The following is a 15,479-nucleotide window of genomic DNA, read 5'->3' as shown; positions in this document are numbered from 1 at the left end:
CAAGGCTGTGGTTTGCAGCTGTGAAAGACTTCTGACGTGCCGATGTCCCGCCCGTTGACCGTGTCCGCTCTCGCCGTGGTCGTCGCCGCCACGCTCACCGGATGCGTGGCGGGTGCGCCCACGGCCGATCCGACGAGCAGCGTGTCACCGCAGCCGTCTGCGTCGCGTACCGCTTCCCCGACAGCAACACCCACGGCCACGGTGTCGCCGACGCCGACGCCGCTGCCGACCTCGACAACCCCGGGCACCAATGGCGGCGGATCGAACGGCGGTGGCTCGAACGGCGGTGGCTCGAATTCGGGCGGCAACACTCCCACCCCGACGCCGACCAGCACCCCCACGCCGAGCCCGACACCCACACCGGTGGTGCCGGCCGCCTGCACGACCAGCAACACCGATCCCGGCATCCCAGCCGCCGACTTCGGCTCCATCGCGGCATACTCCAAGACGGCATTGGCGCAGGGAGCTACCTGCACGGGATTCCGCGCCTATCTGTCCACCGGCCTGCCGCAGTACGACTCGCAGTCGTATGAGTTCTTCGGACACCTCACCGACGACGACGGCAACGTCAACTCGATCGCGCTGATGTCGCAGGGCAACCCCGTCGAGTACGACCACATCCGTCTGCCGTTCACGGCAGAAGAGGGCGGCTTGATCTTCAACCGCCTCTCGCTAGGCGAAGGGCCGATGTTCGGCGGCATCTACGGTGTCGCCGGCGTGACCGTCCCTGTCTCGATCGACTACCAGCCCTGGGCCATCAACGTGGCGGACTCTGCGACCGCACCGACGCAGACGATCGAGATGAAGGTGCTGTCGGGCAGGATCGGCGGCGTGGGCGCCGAGTACGAGCTCACCGTTGCGGTGAAGGTCGAAGTGCCGGGCTCCAGCACAGCACAGCCGGCGCAGCTCACCATCCGCGCGAAGGACCATACCGGAATGATCCAGTGGGGCTACGGACCCAACGGATTCTTCCCGCTCTGGATGTTCGACGGATCGTCGATCGACGGCATTCACAAGCCAGACCAGCGGACGCCGATCATGACCACCTATGGCGGCGACATCGGCGCCTACCTCGCCGCAACGAACGCTCCCATGACCGGGCAGGGCTCGCACTACTACTCGATGCCGCTCGTCGAGGTCGAGGAGTGGTCCATCACTGTCGGCTCTTCGTACGTCGCACACGGCACCGAAGGAAACCTCTTCTTCGACAACCTCACTGAGACCTACAACGAGTCGGCGAAATACATCCTCGAGCACGGGTACAGCTGGACCGAATTCTCCGTTCAGCTCCCCGACAGCACCGAGGGCATGTTGATCGCCCGGACACACCAGGACGACGTCGGGGATCTCTACTATGCGATGCGCGCGGGCGCAGGTTCCACGCAATCGACGAATGGAACTCTGGAGCCGACGGCGAACTGGCCGCAGGGCGCCATCCACATCACCGCCATCCCGTCCAGCACATGGACCTCGCCGGCAAGCGGGTACGTCTATGAGCTCAGCTACAGTGTGCAACTGGATGCCTCATCCACAGAGCCCGCTGCGGACCTCACCTTCACCGCCGTCGCCCAGAATCAGGAACTCTGCTTCACCGTGAACCACGAGACGAGAGCCGTGTACGAGGGGTTGTTCGAGTACAGCGGCACACTGGACGGCAAGACCGTCAGCGGGTATGCCTGGGGCGAGATCCAGGGCACCCCGCCCGGCGGCGGCGGTGCCCCAACGCACTGCTGACATCGAGCACCCGCGCTCACCCGCGTCGACCACCTCCGACGCCGCAGCCCTGTGCATCGGCGAGACGAGTAGGGATCTCGCCCGTTACGATCAGCTCCCCATCGACCGTCGTGATCGATGCGAGCTCAACACACGCGGGCGTGACGTCCGTGACCAGACTGTCGGGAAGTGATCCTGCGCCCCACGAGTCCACCTCGACGGGAACACCCTGCACCGTCACGGCAACGACATCCATCGTCACAGCTCCATCCACGATTGCGGGGTGGATATGAATGTCGACCGGAAGCGCTCCGATGGGGCTGTCGTACGTCGTCGAGAAGTGGATCCCGTCTTCGATCCACACATCTTGGACGACGCCCGCGGAACGGATGTCGATCTGCTCCGACAGCGCCGCCTCATCGATGGTGGCCCGCACGGCGATTGCGCCCGTGAGATATCCCCACACGACCGACCCGGCGAGCTCGACCGTCGCACCCGTCGGTGCGACGTCTCGCAGCCGTTCGGCGAATCGGGAGCGCACCGCCAACTCCGCCGCCGTCGCAACCGCGATGAGCGCGACGAGAGCGACGACGAGCACGATCATCCACCGCGGGACACGATGAGGACGGCGAGGTGAGGCCGTGTCACTCATCCCTCGTACCTCAACGAGGTCACCGGGTCCTGCCGCGCGGCGCGCAGCGCCGGTATGGTGCCAGCGAGGAATGCGATCACCATCACCACGACGATGATCGTCGCGATCGCGAGAGGATCGAACGCGATCAGCTGCAGTCCAGGCAACCCCGACAGGACGGTACGCCCCAGGACCCGGCTGGCGATGCTGCCCGCGACCATTCCGATCAGGACTCCGATCGCACTGCCGAGGAACCCGATGAACGTGGCTTCAAGGCTGAACAAGGTGAACACGCGCCCCGACCCCATTCCCATCGCTTTCATGAGTCCGATCTCGCGGGTACGTTCCTGTACGGACATGAGCAGCGTGTTCACGATCCCGAAGCCCGCAGCGAGCAATGCAATCACCGCGAATCCGTTCAGGATGAGCACAATGCCATCGATCACATCGGTGAACGCACCGAGCTGTTCAGCGACCGTCGTTCCCTCGTATCCGAGATCGGCGAGTTCGTCTTCCAACGCAGCGATCTCATCGTCCGACCAGTCCGCAGGAACCCACAGATTGACCTGTGCGAATGTCCCGAGGTCCTCGTCGGGCACTCCGACCGACTGCACGTCGACGAGGGCTTGCTCGAGCGCCTCATTGGGTGAGATGTTGCCGGTGCCGGAGAGCGAAAACGTCTCTTCGGCCACGCCGACCACCGTGGCAGAGATGACCTGTTGATCTCCGTTGCCGTCGGTCAGGCCGAGGTCAACCGACGCACCGATGGCGCCGGCGGCACCGTCGAACCCGAGCGGATCCACGTAGGTGACGGGAATGACCACCTCGAACCCTTCGCTCGCGTCATCGGGCTGCTCCCCCGCCGCAAGTTGCAGGGATTGTCCGTCGACGAGCGGTGTGACTCCGACGACGTAGGGGATGCCCTCACCGACGGCGATGAAGTCGGCGCTGATCTGCGCAACACCTTCGACCGCGACGACGCCGTCGATTTCACTGAGAGTGTCGAGGTCGCTCTGGTCCATGTACTCGATGGTCGTGACGCTGTTCCCGCGCCCGTTGGTCGTCGTCGCATCGGGGACGTACTCGCGGGGCCCTGTCCCGAGCGAGGCGTCCTCTGTGGGTTTGGTCACCGACATGACGTCATTCGCGCCGAGACTGGCGACCGTGTCGTCGATATAGGCGTTGATCCCGGTCCCCAACCCCGTCGTGAGTGTGAGTGTGAACGCTCCGACGAAGATAGCGAGGATCGTCAGGATCGTCCGTGTCATGGAACGGAAGGTGCTGCGGATCGCCGTGACGATGAGATCGACCGCCCTCATGCCGCCACCTCCTCATCGGCGACAACACCGTCGCGGATACGCACGCGTCGATCACAACGAGACGCGAGTTCGTCGTCATGGGTGACGACGATCAGCGTGATCCCGCGATCGCGGTTGAGACCGAACAGGATGTCTTCGACCGTCGCCCCGGTCGCGGAGTCAAGGTTGCCCGTCGGCTCATCCGCCATGAGGATGCGCGGCTCACTCACGAGTGCACGAGCGATCGCGACCCGCTGCTTCTGCCCGCCGGACAGGTCGACCGCGCGGTTTCCGGCCTTGTCGGCCATGTCGAGCTGGTCCAGCGCCGCCATCGCGCGCTGACGACGTTGCTTGCGACCGACCCCTCGGATCGTCAGCGGAAGCGCCACATTTTCGAGCACCGTCTGGTTCGGGGTGAGGAAGAACTGCTGGAACACGAAGCCGAACACCTCATTGCGCGTGCGGTTGAGGGAACGCCCACTGAGCCGTGCCGTATCGATACCCGCGACCTCCACGGTGCCGGCGGTGGGTCGATCCAGGAGCGCGAGCACGTGCATGAGGGTCGACTTCCCGGATCCCGATTTCCCGACGATGGCGAGAGTCTCCCCGTCGGCGACGTCCAGGCTGACACCCCGGAGAGCGTCGAAACGTGTGGAGCCGCGCCCGTAGGTGCGGGAGAGGTCGCGAGCCGCGAGTGCCGGCGCTTGCATGGGTGTCTCCTTCGGTGTCCGTATCGTGCTTCCAGCATTCGCTGCGTGCATGTCGACGTCGTCAGCTCCTGAGCGCGCTTCACAGATACCGCGACCGCGGTATGCGCGTACCCCGGTCGCTTCTGGGCGCAGCACACGCCCGCGAGAGAAGATGGACGGGTGACCGTCACCCCGCCGCCGCGACTCCACACGCCCGCGTGGGTGATGGACGTTGTCGTGGTCCTCGTCGTCGCGCTCGCGGGGATGGTGCGACCCGGCACCGAGGTGAGCGAGCGAGCCCCCTGGGAGTGGATCGTCGCTCTCCTCCCCGCGCTCTTCATGCTCGCGCGGCGCCGCGCGCCGCTCGTCGTACTCGGCGTCAGCGCCGCGTGCTACGTCCTCCTGGTGGGCACCTCCACCGCGACACTGCTGGCGCCGATCCCCACGGGATTCGCGATCTACGCCGTTGCGGTCGCCAACGAACGACGGATGACGGTCCTCGCGACCGCAGTCACGACCGGGGTCATGATCGTCCCGGTCTCCTTCGTCGGCGGCGTGTACGTCTGGTTCGCGATCTTCCAACTTGCGGCGACCCTTGCATTCGCTGCGGCCCTCGGCAGCGCCGTCCGCACACGGCGCGTGTTTGTCGAGGCGGTCACCGCGCGCGCGGAACGAGCCGAGCGCACGCGTGAGGCCGAGGCATCCCGGCGAGTCGCAGAGGACCGTCTGCGGGTCGCACGCGATCTGCACGACGCCGTCGCGCATCAGATCGCCGTCATCAGCCTCAACGCCGGTGTCGCCACGTCGGCGCTGGACTCCCGCCCGCAGCTTGCGCGGGAGGCGCTGGTCACGATCCGCTCGGCATCGCGCCAGGTGCTCAGCGAGATCGGCGAACTCCTGACATCCCTCCGGGAAGGCGAGTCGATCCGGCCTGGCGTCGATGAGATCCCCGCACTCATCGAGCGCTTCCGCGCCGCGGGGCTGACGGTACGGGTGCGCAGCGTGGGGGTGCCGCCCTCGCAGGCGGCAGCCGGCCCGGTCGCGTACACCGTCGTGCAGGAGGCACTCACGAACGCGCACAAGCACGGCACTTCGGGCCAGGCCGATGTGGCTCTGCACTTCACTGACAGGGAGATCGACATCGTGGTGACCAACCCCGCGCACGAGCACTCGTCTCCCGACGGATCCATCGCACTCGGTCTGGTCGGCATGCGGGAGCGCGTCGAACAGGTCGGCGGCACACTGGAGGTTTCGTTGCGCGATCAGCTCTTCCGCGTCCACGCGCGACTGCCTCGGGAAGAGGAGCCTTCATGATCCGCATCGTGATCGCGGATGACCAATCGCTCATCCGTTCGGCCGTGCGAGCGCTCTTGGAAGCTCAACCTGACTTCGAGATCGTCGCCGACGTGGACGACGGTGCGGCAGCAGTCGCTGCTGTCCAGGCCGCCGCGGTCGATGTCGTGGTGATGGACATTCGCATGCCTGTCCTTGATGGAATCGCCGCGACGACCGCGATCTGTGACGACCCGGCCCTGGCGGGAACGCGCGTGCTGATTCTCACGACTTTCGAGGAAGACGACTATCTCGTGGCGGCGCTTCGCGCCGGCGCGAGCGGCTTCATCGGCAAAGGTTCTGAACCCGACGAGATCGTCCGCGCGGTGCGGGTCACGCACAGCGGCGATGCACTTCTCTCACCGACCGCGACACGCTCACTCATCGGACGCTACCTCGACGCAAGCCCTCCGCCCGGCCGCACCCGCGCGGACCGTTCTCTGCTCACGCAGCTGACGCCGCGCGAGGCTGAAGTGCTTGCGCTCGTGGCGACGGGACGCTCGAACGACGAGATCGCAGCGGATCTCTGGATTTCCCCCGCCACGGCGAAGACACATGTCAACCGCATCATGACCAAGCTCGGCGCCCGTGACCGGGCCCAGCTCGTTGTCTGGTCCTATGAGGCGGGGATCGTCGTTCCGGGACACCACCGGTAGCCGTTACCCGATCATCGCGGTGGCGGCGCCCGCGATGTAGGGCACGAGCCAGATCACCCACACTGCGATGCTGAAGCGGTGGAAGACCTGCTTCTCCCTCGTCCGATTGCGAACGAGCACGACAACCGCCCACACGAGATGCACAGCCATGAGCACGATGGCGATGAGTCCTGTCACCGCCATCACCGTGTCCAGCGGGCCTGCCTCGATGCCCTGTGCACGCCGATCCGCCGCGATCGAGGACATCAGGAGCGTTCCCGTGGTGTCAGCTGCAAGACCCAGGGCGAAGAATCCTGAGTGCCACCATTTCAGGGTGTGCTGGATGCGCTCAGCCCAGACGCCGATCGAATAGAAGACAAGGGCGAGTGTGATGCTCACGATGGCAAAGGTCAGCATGGTCGTGAGCGTACCTGCGCGGCAATCGCCAGCGCCAGGCGAAGCCCTGGACCCTGTGACCAGAACGTCTCGGTAGGGCGGGTGGGACTTGAACCCACGATCGTCGGGTTATGAGCCCGCTGCCTTGACCAGCTTGGCCACCGCCCCCTGCGGGATCAAGCCTACTGGGACGGCTTCTCTTCGCCGTCCTCGTCCTCTGCGTCGCTTCCTCGCACGATCGGCAGCTCCTGGCTGTCGCTGATGATCTGAGGATGATTGCGCGCAAGACTGATCACGCCGTAGACCGCCAGGGCACCGGCCGCCGCAAACCCGATGAAGGCCCAGAACGGTGCTTTCTCCGCTTCCTGCAGCACCGTCAGTCCGATGACCACCGCGATGATCGGGTCGATGACGGTGAGACCGGCAATCACGAGGTCGGGCGGCCCGAGCGAGTACGCCGTCTGGACGAAGTAGGCACCGACGAGGACCGCAGCGATGAGAGCCGCCATGGAGAGCAGCGTGAGCCAGTCGAAGTTGTTGTCGCGGATGCGGCTGAGGACGACCTTGGCGAGGGTCGCGACGAATCCGTAGAGCACGCCCGAGGCGACGATGTAGAGCAGCGCCATCGACCGGGAGCGCAGGAGCACCCACAGCACCGCGAACGCGACGATCGTCACGCCCAGAAGCCCCAGGATGATGATGATCTGCGTCTGGGTGACGGGACGCTCCGTGGCGAAGAATGCGGCGATCGTCACGAAGATGAAGATGCCACCCACAGCGGCGACGATCGCGCGGATCGACTGTCTGGTCGGCGCGTGACCGCTCACGCGGGCGTTCAGCAGCGTGGTGATCACGAGGGAAATGGCGCCGAGCGGTTGCACCAGGATCAGCGGCGCCACCGAGAGCGCGGCGAGCTGGCAGACGATCGCCAGTGCGAGCATGAGCGTACCGCTGAGCCAGGACGGGCGCTTCAGCAGGTTCAGCAGGTGGTGGAGATCCAGCCCGGTACCGCCGGAGCGCCCGGTGACACGCTCCACCTTCTGCACGCCGCGGTGCTGATACTGCGCGCCGAGCGACATGAAGATCGCGCCGAGCACCGCCATCGGGATACCCGTGAGGATCGCCGGGTCGCGGAACGCATCGGTGAACTGGTCGGTGACGCTCGCCGCCGACATCAGGAAGAACACCCTCCGACCCTATCCGCTCGCGCGGCCTATCCCCCGCTGGTACATAGGCTTGTCGCATGACAGTGCTCCCCATCCGTGTCACGGGTGACCCGGTGCTCCACGCGCCCGCAACACCCGTCGCGGAGATCACCGACGACATCCGTCGCCTCGTCGCCGACATGTACGAGACGATGGATGCCGCACCGGGCGTCGGGCTCGCCGCCCCGCAAGTGGGCGTGGGCTTGCGGATCTTCACCTACAGCTACGCCGACGACGAGGGTCTCCCCTGGCGCGGTGTGATCATCAACCCCGAGCTGTGGCTCACCCCACCCGAACCCGGCGTCCCCGATCCCGACGACGAGGCGGAGGGCTGTCTCTCGTTCCCGGGTGAGCGCTTTGCGCTCCGCCGCGCAGACCGCGCGCGGATCACGGGCATCGATCTCGACGGAGAACCCGTCGAGATCGACGTCGAGGGATGGCGTGCGCGCATCCTGCAGCACGAGTTCGACCACCTCAACGGCATCCTGTATGTCGACCGTCTCGGCGAGCGGGATGCGCGGATCGCGCAGAAGATCGTCCGAAAACAGGGCTGGGGCGTCCCGGGCGTCTCATGGATGCCGGGGGTCGACGACATCGACGCCTGAGACAGGATCGACAGCCGCTGCGCCTCAGTGGCACGACGCTGGCACTCAGTCGCAGTGGATGTACTGCGCGTTCTCGGGCGGCGGATCGTAGGTGCACGCGTTGGGGACCGCGTACTCGACGTGAAATGCCCAGCCGACGCTCGCCGCGAGGATGACAAGTGACGCGGCCCAGACCGCGATGGTCGTCCGCCGCTCGCGGTGACCGCCCTGCAGAGTCTTCAGCGCCATCATCATCCCATTGCGAATCGTTCGGCGAACACGCGCTGCTCGGCGACCCCGAGCTCGGTGAGTCCAGCGGAGACGGCGTCGATCACGGGCTCGGCGGCGCAGATGAAGTACTGCCGCTCGCCGCGATCGGCCGGAAGCATCCGGTCGAGGAACGCGGCATTCATCCGCCCGCGCTCTCCCGTCCACGACGCACTCGGCCGGCTGATGATCTCCACGAGCGTCAGGTTCGGCATCCGGCGCTGCAGGTCATCGAGAGCCGCACGACCGATCACCGCATCCTCGTGCCGGTTGCCGAGCAGCAGCATGACGGGTCGCGCGTCGCCCCGGTCCGCCATGGTGGTGAGCATGCTCAGCATCGGGGTGATGCCCACTCCGGCCGCCACCAGGACGAACCCGGGGGCGTTGTGCCGCTCGATCGTCATGTGTCCCCATGGACCGTCGAGATAGACGGTGCTGCCGGGCTGCAGATCGGGGATTGTTGTGGTGAACCCGTGCTCCTGCTTGATCGTGAACGCGACGCGCTCAGGGTGCTCCGCGCTGGACGCGAAGGAGAATGGGTTGTACGTGATGGCGAACGGATTTCCGCCCGTACGGATCCACGCGTACTGACCCGCCTGGAAGTGGAAGCCCCGTGGACCGTATGAGGCGGGGTTGACCAGCTCGAGAATCAGTGTCGCGGCCCCGTCCCCGAACGTTGTGATCTCGACCACTCGCCACCGGCGACGCCAACGGATGAGGGGCTGGATGAGTCGCACCCAGACCCCGAGTGCGACGAAGGCCATCGTGTACACGGCCCAGAGGATCTGCTCCCACGTCTCGCTGACGTAGTAGCCGATGAGCAGCACGTGGAGAAGGGCCGTGAGCACGATGAGCACCGCAAGGACGCTGTGCAGGATCTGCCAGACCGGGTAGCGCAGCCGCAGCTTTCGGCGCCAGATCGAGGACACGATCAGGAGGATCAGCAGCAGAACGCTCAGCACCGCGAACTTCGCGCGCACCGGCGAGGTCACCGGGTTGAGCAGTTCGAGGAAACGCGGGTCCCAGACGAACAAAATGATCGGGTGCGCGAAGATCAGCACCGCGATGAGCACGGTGATCTGCCGGTGGAAGCGCAACAGGATGTCGAGCCCGAACACGCGCGCGGTGCGCACGGTGTGCGTTGCGAGGGCGAACTGCAGCCCCATGAGAGAAAGACCGACGAAGCCGGCGGCGACCGAGACGTTCACCCAGAATCCACGTCCGGGATCGAGCTGGATGAGGCTCAGGAGCAGCGGCGCCAACGCGATCAGCAGGTAGACGAATCCCCACGCGGCAGCACGTGCGGTCGTCGACACCACAGGCCTCCTCGTCCGACTGTCACGCCAGATGACCCGAGGCCCGCATGAGTCCCTACAAAGAAAGCTCCCCGGCTTGGACTCGAACCAAGAACCTATCGGTTAACAGCCGATTGCTCTGCCAATTGAGCTACCGAGGAATATGCCCGCCGAAACAGGCAACTCCGCTATCTTAGCAAAGCTCCGGGCGTGCTCACGACTCAGGACACGACCATGCCGTGATCGGCTTCGGCACTCGGCGTCCAGATCAGATCCTTGGTGCCGTGCCCGAACGCCACCACGTGTCCGCCACGCAGCACCAGCACGTTGGCGTCCAGTTCGCGGACCGCCTCGGGCTCGTGCGTGGAGATGAGCGCAGCCATACCGCTGGCGTCGCGGCGGCGTGTGATCGCCTCGCGTGCGGCCTTTCGGACATCGACATCCAGGTTCGCGAACGGCTCGTCGGCGACCAGGATCCGAGGATCCAGCACGAGCGCACGTGCGAGGGCCACGCGCTGGCGCATGCCCGCGCTCAACTCATAAGGGAACTTCCCGGCCAGCCCCAACGGGAGCATGAGCTCATCGAGCAACCCTGCCACGCGGATCGACAAAGCCTTCTGGTTCACGCGACGTTCGCGGCTGGTCACCGGCTCGGCGATGACCTCTGACACCGTGAGCCGCGAAGGGAGGTGTGCACCGGCGGACTGGGCGAGGTACCCGGTGTAGTAGGTCAGCTCACGCAGCGCCCGCCCAGGGCGGCGCACCGAGATCCCGTCGACGTGCGCCTCTCCCCCGGTGACGGCGATGCCGCTGTCGGCGCGGCCGGCGAGCACGGCGAGCAGACTCGACTTGCCCGCGCCTGTCGGTCCCATCACGGAGAGCACAGACCCCCGGGCGACCGTGAAGGTGATCCCGTCGATGAGTCTCGTCGTCTCGCCGCGCGCGACATGACTGATTGACAGATCAGAGCAGACGATCGCGGCGTCCGTGGAAATGCGACGAGCCATGGATTCATCCTGCCCGCTCCCGCGGGCAGGCGCCACCCCGCAGCCACCGGCGCCGGAGCGACCCGGTCACCGCGCTCCTTCCACGCTCCATCGGACGCGGTCCTCATCGAGGGTGCGCAGCTGCATGCGAACGTCACGCCCCTCCGGGGAATCCGGGGCGACGCGGCCGATCGCGCGCAGCAGCTCGGCCTTCTCCGCGTCGATACGGCGGATGATCAGCCGTCGAGCGAGGTCGGCGGCGGATGCCTCGGCATCGGTGTCGGTCAAGGCGGGAAAGGACCCCATCAACAGCTCGGATCCCAACCCCCGAAAGGGTTCACGGATGCGGTCGACGGCACGCACCGCCCACCCGGGTGATTGGTAGTCGTCGACGTCGGCGACGGCGACACGGATGGCATCCAGTGCCGGATGCCGGAAAGGTGCTCCCAGTGCCCGTCGCAGCGTCGACTCGTCAATACGGTGCCCGAACTGCAACGCACCCATCAGCGCATCGCGCTCGAGCACGACCTCCCGCGTCCGTGGGAGCGAGGCCAGCGTGACCGCGGGCATCGCCGGTTCGGGTGGCGGAGGCTCCGAGGGCGGCGGCACCGGACGCGGCGCTGCGCCGCGTCCGCGCGAGCCGCCGATGGCCCGGGTCACCTCGTCGAGATCCAGGCCGATGCGGCGCGCCAGCACGCGCGCGTAACCCGGGCGGAGCGAGGGATCGCGGATGTCGGCGACGATGGGCGCGGCAGCGCGGAGGGCCGCTGCCCTCCCCTCGACGCTCGCGAGGTCGAACTGCGCGACACGGCGGTCGATGACGAACTCGAACATCGGCAGCTTCGTGTCCAGCAACGCCCGCACCGCCGCATCGCCGCGCGCAAGACGCAGGTCGCACGGGTCCAGTCCCTCCGGTGCGACGGCGACGTAGGTCTGTGCCGAGAAGCGCTTCTCATCGGCGAAGGCGCGTAGCGCCGCCTTCTCGCCCGCTGCATCCGGATCGAAGGTGAAGACCACTTCTCCGGAGGAGGTGTCGTCTCCCATGACCCGCCGGAGCACCGAGATGTGATCGGCACCGAATGCCGTCCCACAGGTGGCGATCGCGGTCGTGATCCCCGCGAGATGGCACGCCATCACGTCGGTGTAGCCCTCGACGACGACCACCCGATGGTTGCGGGAGATGTCGCGTTTGGCGAGGTCCAGGCCGTAGAGCACCTGCGATTTGCGATAGAGCGGCGTCTCGGGGGTGTTGAGGTACTTCGGGCCTTGGTCGTCGTCGAAGAGCTTTCGGGCGCCGAAGCCGACGACCTGACCGGTCACGTCCCGGATCGGCCAGACTACACGTCCGCGGAATCTGTCGTACGCCCCGCGCTGACCCTGGGAGAGCAGGCCTGCAGCCAACAGCTCTTCCTGCGTGAAGCCTTGCCCTCGCAACGCGTCGAAGAGCCCCGACCAGCCACGCGGGGCGAAACCCACGCCGAAGTGGGCGGCCGCCGCGGCATCGAATCCGCGGCCGCCGAGGAACTGGCGGGCGATCTCGGCGTCAGGTGTCTGCAATTGCGCGCGGAAGTACTCCGCCGCGGCCGCGTTGGCTGCGAGCAGGCGTGCACGGCCCGAGGTCTCGGGCGCGGCACCACCGTCCTCGTAGTGCAGCGCATAGCCGATCCGTCCTGCGAGACGCTCGACCGCCTCGGTGAAGCTCAGGTGGTCCATCCTCCGCAGGAAGGAATAGACGTCCCCGGACTCGCCGCAGCCGAAGCAGTGATAGAACCCCACCTGCGGTCGGACGTGAAAGCTCGGGCTGCGTTCATCGTGGAAAGGACACAGCCCCTTCCACGAGCCCACTCCCGCCGGCTTGAGTGCCACACGCTCGCCGATGATGTCCACCAGGTTGGTACGGGACTTGACCTCTTCGACGTCGGCCTGGGCGATGCGCCCGGCCATCAGCGGCTCCTCATGGCAACGTGTCCACGCTGCGCGGAGTCCAGATCCCGAGGGAGGAAGCATCGATATCGCCCACGAGGCGACCGTGCCACGAGATCGCGTGCTGGTCGGTGAGGCTCGCCACCTGATCGACGATGACGCGGCGCCGCGCGTTCTCGTTCGCAGCAGCGATGAAGTCTTGGGCGTACACCGTGTCCAGGTGCTCCGGCGCCTCCCACAGCGCGGTTGCCAGGCGCTTCAGGAGCCGACGCTGCTCCTTGTAGAGCGACTTGCGACCATCGATGCCGACGACAGCGGTTCCGATGATCCCCTTGAGCACCGCCATCTCGGCTTCGACGACGCGAGGGACGACGACGTTCGCAGCGTAGCGGGTCAGCACGGGGCCGGCGGCCGCCTCCCACGTCGCCGTCGTGGCGGCACGCGCGAATCGGCCGATGAGATCGCTCGTGAGGTTCTTCAGCCGGGCGAGATCCTGCCGGGTGCCGTGGAAGCTGGTGAGCCATTCCGGCATCCGCATGATCCGGTACAGCGCGTCTTCGAGTTCATCGCGCGCGAAGTCGAAGCCGACCCAGTTCTGGATGCCGGTGACCAGCGCATCGTGCTGGGCACGGTCTGCCAGCATCGCCGGGTCGAGGTACCCGTTGACGACGGCGTCCTCGAAGTCATGCACCGAGTACGCGATGTCATCGGAGAGATCCATGACCTCCGCCTCGATGCACCGCACGCGCCCCGGGGCGTCCCCGCGCATCCAGACGAAGACATCTGCGTCCTCGGCATACACGCCGTACTTCAGCCGGCCGCCGGGATCGGGCATCGGGTGCTCGTCGGTCCAGGGATACTTGCACGTCGCGTCGAGACTGGCCCGCGTCAGGTTCAGGCCGTGGCTGCGGCCCGCGCCGTCGATCACCTTGGGCTCGAGTCGAGAGAGGATCCGCAGAGTCTGCGCGTTCCCCTCGAAACCGCCGATGTCCTCTGCCCAGTCATTGAGCGCGCGCTCGCCGTTGTGTCCGAAGGGCGGATGACCGAGGTCGTGGCTGAGGCAGGCGGTGTCGACGACATCCGGTGCCAGCTTCAGAGCGGTCGCCAACTCGCGGCCGACCTGAGCGACTTCGAGCGAGTGCGTGAGGCGGTTTCGCGCGAAGTCTGCCGTGCTGGCGGGGCTCAGCACCTGAGTCTTGGCCGCCAGGCGCCGAAGGGCCGCGGAGTGAAGCACACGCGCGCGGTCGCGGGCGAAGCTGTCGCGCTGGGATCGATGGCGCTCCGCATAGAAGCGCTCGGCATCGGGCGCGTCGTATCCGGGCGCACGTGGAGCGGTCGAGCCGCGATCATCCGCCACTGTGGTCCAACTCCGCGTCGGCGAGCACACAGGACTCGGCAAGATCGAACTCCTGAGAGTCCAGCCAGCCGTCCGGCAGCGCCGGACGCTTCGGGCTTCCGGCACGCCCGCGCTGGCCTTCGGCAGCCGCCCCCGGGTAGGGAGCGGTCAGGTCGAGCGTGGCCAGGATGTCATCGATCTCTGCGAGTGAGGACGATGTGGCCAGCGCCGCGCGAGTCTCGCCGCCGACCGGATACCCCTTGAAATACCAGGCCACGTGCTTGCGAATGTCACGGCATCCGCGACCCTCGTCGTCGAAGAACTCGACGAGGAGCTCGGCATGGCGACGGAACGCCCGCGCCACGAAAGCGAGATTCGCATCGACGGGCCCGGTCACGCTCGGAACACCGAAGGCCTCGGCGAGCTCGCCGAAGAGCCATGGACGTCCGAGGCAGCCCCGACCGACCACGACACCGTCGCAGCCGGTCTGCGCCATCATCGTGATCGCGTCGGCGGCCGACCAGATATCGCCGTTTCCGAGGACGGGCACCGAGGTGACATGCTCCTTCAGCGTCGCGATCGCCTCCCAGTCCGCGTGCCCCGAGTAGAACTCCGCGGCGGTGCGCGCGTGCAGCGCCACTGCGGCGACACCCGCATCCTCGGCGATCCGGCCCGCGTCGAGGTACGTGAGGTGGTCCTGATCGATGCCCTTGCGCATCTTCACCGTCACCGGGATGTCGCCCGCCGCCTTCACCGCGCGGGTGACGATCTCGCGGAACAGGCCCAGCTTCCACGGCAACGCGGAGCCGCCCCCCTTGCGGGTGACTTTGGGAACAGGGCATCCGAAGTTCATGTCGATGTGGTCGGCACGGTCCTCTTCGACCAGCACGCGGACGGCGGATTCGATCGTGGCAGGATCAACTCCGTAGAGCTGAATGGAGCGGGGCGTTTCGGATTCGTGGTGCGTGATCAGCCGCATCGTCGTCTCGTTGCGTTCGACGAGCGCGCGCGAGGTGATCATCTCGCTCACGTAGAGTCCCGCGCCGTACTCGCGGCAGAGACGTCGGAACGCGGTGTTGGTGATCCCTGCCATCGGGGCGAGGACCACCGGCGCATCGAGCTCGATCGGCCCGATGCGCAGCGGCGCGGTGGGAGCGATCTGAGCTGACGACATTCCCCTATTCTCCCA

15 protein-coding genes and 2 tRNA genes are annotated in these 15,479 nt (G+C 66.7%); 4 read left to right on the top strand and 13 right to left on the bottom strand.

Features of this window, described 5'->3' with window-relative positions; genetic code table 11:
- Positions 1-36: 36 nt before the first annotated feature.
- Entirely contained in the window at positions 37-1,734 is a 1,698-nt protein-coding gene (locus ABD206_RS03750; protein ID WP_425561154.1) for a hypothetical protein, read from the top strand.
- Positions 1,735-1,750: 16 nt separating this feature from the next.
- On the opposite strand, the gene ABD206_RS03745 is transcribed toward ABD206_RS03750, so the two are convergent.
- From ABD206_RS03745 to ABD206_RS03735, 3 genes are read right to left on the bottom strand one after another with little or no spacing between them, the layout of a single operon-like run.
- Entirely contained in the window at positions 1,751-2,365 is a 615-nt protein-coding gene (locus ABD206_RS03745) for a hypothetical protein (protein WP_344069457.1), read from the bottom strand.
- Positions 2,362-3,663 carry an ABC transporter permease gene (locus ABD206_RS03740; RefSeq protein ID WP_344069454.1) on the bottom strand — a complete coding sequence of 434 codons (1,302 nt, stop codon included), beginning with the start codon at positions 3,661-3,663 and terminating at the stop codon, positions 2,362-2,364. Before ABD206_RS03740 ends, ABD206_RS03745 begins: the two co-directional genes overlap by 4 nt.
- Positions 3,660-4,352: an ABC transporter ATP-binding protein gene (locus ABD206_RS03735; protein WP_344069451.1), complete on the bottom strand. Its 693-nt coding sequence runs from the start codon at positions 4,350-4,352 to the stop codon at positions 3,660-3,662. Before ABD206_RS03735 ends, ABD206_RS03740 begins: the two co-directional genes overlap by 4 nt.
- 159 nt (positions 4,353-4,511) lie before the next feature.
- On the opposite strand from ABD206_RS03735, the gene ABD206_RS03730 reads away from it, so the two are divergent.
- Positions 4,512-5,645 carry a sensor histidine kinase gene (locus ABD206_RS03730; protein ID WP_344069448.1) on the top strand — a complete coding sequence of 378 codons (1,134 nt, stop codon included), beginning with the start codon at positions 4,512-4,514 and terminating at the stop codon, positions 5,643-5,645.
- On the top strand, positions 5,642-6,319 hold the full coding sequence (locus ABD206_RS03725; RefSeq protein WP_344069445.1) for a response regulator: 678 nt from the start codon (positions 5,642-5,644) through the stop codon (positions 6,317-6,319). Before ABD206_RS03730 ends, ABD206_RS03725 begins: the two co-directional genes overlap by 4 nt.
- A gap of 3 nt (positions 6,320-6,322) precedes the next feature.
- Here ABD206_RS03725 and ABD206_RS03720 read toward each other — a convergent pair whose 3' ends face one another.
- The 3 genes from ABD206_RS03720 to ABD206_RS03710 all read right to left on the bottom strand — a co-directional run bounded on the left by ABD206_RS03720 (position 6,323) and on the right by ABD206_RS03710 (position 7,869).
- Positions 6,323-6,715, bottom strand: coding sequence for an HsmA family protein (locus ABD206_RS03720; protein WP_344069442.1), 393 nt, complete (start codon positions 6,713-6,715; stop codon positions 6,323-6,325).
- A 73-nt stretch (positions 6,716-6,788) separates the two neighbouring features.
- Positions 6,789-6,862 (bottom strand) — tRNA-Ile (locus ABD206_RS03715).
- A 14-nt stretch (positions 6,863-6,876) separates the two neighbouring features.
- Positions 6,877-7,869, bottom strand: coding sequence for a DMT family transporter (locus tag ABD206_RS03710; protein WP_344071406.1), 993 nt, complete (start codon positions 7,867-7,869; stop codon positions 6,877-6,879).
- A 68-nt stretch (positions 7,870-7,937) separates the two neighbouring features.
- Between ABD206_RS03710 and def the strand changes: the two genes are divergently transcribed.
- Entirely contained in the window at positions 7,938-8,504 is a 567-nt protein-coding gene (gene def / locus ABD206_RS03705; RefSeq protein WP_344069439.1) for a peptide deformylase, read from the top strand.
- A gap of 45 nt (positions 8,505-8,549) precedes the next feature.
- On the opposite strand, the gene ABD206_RS03700 is transcribed toward def, so the two are convergent.
- The 7 genes from ABD206_RS03700 to dusB all read right to left on the bottom strand — a co-directional run bounded on the left by ABD206_RS03700 (position 8,550) and on the right by dusB (position 15,464).
- On the bottom strand, positions 8,550-8,732 hold the full coding sequence (locus ABD206_RS03700) for a hypothetical protein (RefSeq protein WP_344069436.1): 183 nt from the start codon (positions 8,730-8,732) through the stop codon (positions 8,550-8,552).
- A 2-nt stretch (positions 8,733-8,734) separates the two neighbouring features.
- Positions 8,735-10,066 carry a ferredoxin reductase family protein gene (locus tag ABD206_RS03695; RefSeq protein WP_344069433.1) on the bottom strand — a complete coding sequence of 444 codons (1,332 nt, stop codon included), beginning with the start codon at positions 10,064-10,066 and terminating at the stop codon, positions 8,735-8,737.
- A gap of 67 nt (positions 10,067-10,133) precedes the next feature.
- A tRNA-Asn gene (locus ABD206_RS03690) sits at positions 10,134-10,206 on the bottom strand.
- 60 nt (positions 10,207-10,266) lie between these two features.
- Complete coding sequence (locus ABD206_RS03685) at positions 10,267-11,052, bottom strand: ATP-binding cassette domain-containing protein (RefSeq protein WP_344069430.1); 786 nt, start codon at positions 11,050-11,052, stop codon at positions 10,267-10,269.
- A 66-nt stretch (positions 11,053-11,118) separates the two neighbouring features.
- A complete protein-coding gene (gene dnaG, locus ABD206_RS03680) occupies positions 11,119-12,975 on the bottom strand; it encodes a DNA primase (RefSeq protein ID WP_344069427.1) in 1,857 nt (618 codons plus the stop codon).
- Between the two features lie 10 nt (positions 12,976-12,985).
- Positions 12,986-14,311 carry a deoxyguanosinetriphosphate triphosphohydrolase gene (locus ABD206_RS03675; protein WP_344069422.1) on the bottom strand — a complete coding sequence of 442 codons (1,326 nt, stop codon included), beginning with the start codon at positions 14,309-14,311 and terminating at the stop codon, positions 12,986-12,988.
- Positions 14,301-15,464, bottom strand: a complete 1,164-nt coding sequence (gene dusB / locus ABD206_RS03670) for a tRNA dihydrouridine synthase DusB (RefSeq protein WP_344069419.1) — start codon at positions 15,462-15,464, stop codon at positions 14,301-14,303. Before dusB ends, ABD206_RS03675 begins: the two co-directional genes overlap by 11 nt.
- Between the last annotated feature and the right edge of the window lie 15 nt (positions 15,465-15,479).

This window comes from Microbacterium sediminicola (assembly GCF_039531125.1).
Classification (GTDB): Bacteria; Actinomycetota; Actinomycetes; order Actinomycetales; family Microbacteriaceae; genus Microbacterium; species Microbacterium sediminicola.
Note: the sequence above shows the minus strand (reverse complement) of the source record. Positions and strands in the feature narration are given on the sequence as shown.

Coding starts and splice junctions, on each gene's coding strand:
- ABD206_RS03745 (WP_344069457.1), bottom strand. CDS start 2,365: ATGAGTGACACGGCCTCACCTCGCCGTCCTCATCGTGTCCCGCGGTGG.
- ABD206_RS03740 (WP_344069454.1), bottom strand. CDS start 3,663: ATGAGGGCGGTCGATCTCATCGTCACGGCGATCCGCAGCACCTTCCGT.
- ABD206_RS03735 (WP_344069451.1), bottom strand. CDS start 4,352: ATGCAAGCGCCGGCACTCGCGGCTCGCGACCTCTCCCGCACCTACGGG.
- ABD206_RS03725 (WP_344069445.1), top strand. CDS start 5,642: ATGATCCGCATCGTGATCGCGGATGACCAATCGCTCATCCGTTCGGCC.
- ABD206_RS03720 (WP_344069442.1), bottom strand. CDS start 6,715: ATGCTGACCTTTGCCATCGTGAGCATCACACTCGCCCTTGTCTTCTAT.
- ABD206_RS03710 (WP_344071406.1), bottom strand. CDS start 7,869: ATGTCGGCGGCGAGCGTCACCGACCAGTTCACCGATGCGTTCCGCGAC.
- def (WP_344069439.1), top strand. CDS start 7,938: ATGACAGTGCTCCCCATCCGTGTCACGGGTGACCCGGTGCTCCACGCG.
- ABD206_RS03700 (WP_344069436.1), bottom strand. CDS start 8,732: ATGGCGCTGAAGACTCTGCAGGGCGGTCACCGCGAGCGGCGGACGACC.
- ABD206_RS03685 (WP_344069430.1), bottom strand. CDS start 11,052: ATGGCTCGTCGCATTTCCACGGACGCCGCGATCGTCTGCTCTGATCTG.
- dnaG (WP_344069427.1), bottom strand. CDS start 12,975: ATGGCCGGGCGCATCGCCCAGGCCGACGTCGAAGAGGTCAAGTCCCGT.
- dusB (WP_344069419.1), bottom strand. CDS start 15,464: ATGTCGTCAGCTCAGATCGCTCCCACCGCGCCGCTGCGCATCGGGCCG.